The 1,238-nt window shown below is 64.1% G+C and carries 1 protein-coding gene; it reads right to left on the reverse strand.

Annotation, left to right across the window (positions count from 1 at the left end; all coding sequences use genetic code 11):
- Positions 1 to 7: 7 nt before the first annotated feature.
- Positions 8 to 1,207, reverse strand: a complete 1,200-nt coding sequence (locus E3O65_RS06900; protein WP_206750131.1) for an IS30 family transposase — start codon at positions 1,205 to 1,207, stop codon at positions 8 to 10.
- Positions 1,208 to 1,238 lie beyond the last annotated feature (31 nt).

The raw sequence follows: 1,238 nt of genomic DNA on the forward strand, positions 1-1,238 counted from the left end.
GGCGAATTCAAACGGTGGAAGCAACAGGGACTATTTCCTTCCTCGAGACTAGCTCGCTGAGCAGGTCGGCTGGGGTGCTTCGTTTGAGGGTTTTGCGTGGCCGCTCGTTGAGTTCAGTGGCGACCTCGAGGAGGCGTTGAGCGCTGTGGGCGTTCAGGTCGGTGCCTTTCGGGAAGTACTGGCGCAGCAGGCCGTTGGTGTTCTCGTTCGAGCCGCGCTGCCAGGGTGAGGCCGGATCGCAGAAGAAGATCGGAACGCCGGTGGCTTTGGTGATGTCCACGTGCCGGGCCAGCTCGGTTCCCTGATCCCACGTCAGCGACCGCCGCAGCAGCACGGGCAAAGCGTCCAGGGCGCCGATGAGTCCGTCATGTAGTTCAATTGAGCTGTGGCCGTTGGGTAGATGCACCAGGACGACAAACCGGGTCGTGCGTTCAACGAGGGTCGCGATCGCCGATCCGGACGCGGATCCGACGATCAGATCGCCCTCCCAGTGACCGGCCACCAGCCGGTCGTTAGCCTCTTTAGGCCGCTCGCTCAACATCACTTTGTCGCGAATTTTACCCGCCGCGTTCAGCTGCGTGCCCCGTGGTTTCCGGGCTGATCGGCCGCGTCGCAGGTGCCGGTGCAGGCGCACTCCGACGTAACCGCGGCCGTGAACGTAGAGGCTTTGATAGATCGACTCGTGCGAAACCTGCAGCTCGGCCTGGCCGGCGAACACGACCGCGAGGTCGTCGCTGATCTGCTGCGGACTCCAGTTCTTCCGCAACCGCTCCTCCACGACAGCGGCGAGCTGCCGGTCGTCGAGCTTGCTCGGCTTGGGTCGGCCCGCTCTGATCACGCATCGTTTCTGCGCGGCATAGGGCCGGTAGCTGCGCGTTGTCGGGTGGGAGTTGCGGCGCAGCTCCCGGCTGATCGTCGACGCGGAGCGCCCCAGATCCCGTGCGATCGCGCGAACCCCGGCGCCGCCCAGCCGCAGATCCGCGATCCGTAGACGCTCCTCCTGGCCCATATAGCGCCCCGACGACGCCACGACCGGAACAGGTATCCGCCCTCCAGCAGCCTTGATCCACCGATATCCCTGTCTGCGATTCACTCCCACAGACTCACACGCAGCCGCCGACGACATACCCTCGCGAACCCGAACCCAGAACAAGTTCTCGCGATCCTTCAACACCACTCTCGACGCCATCAACAACACCTCACTCATACGGTGTTGCTACGACCCCTTGAAACCGCCC

The organism is Cryobacterium breve, from assembly GCF_004402375.1.
Classification (GTDB): Bacteria; Actinomycetota; Actinomycetes; order Actinomycetales; family Microbacteriaceae; genus Cryobacterium; species Cryobacterium breve.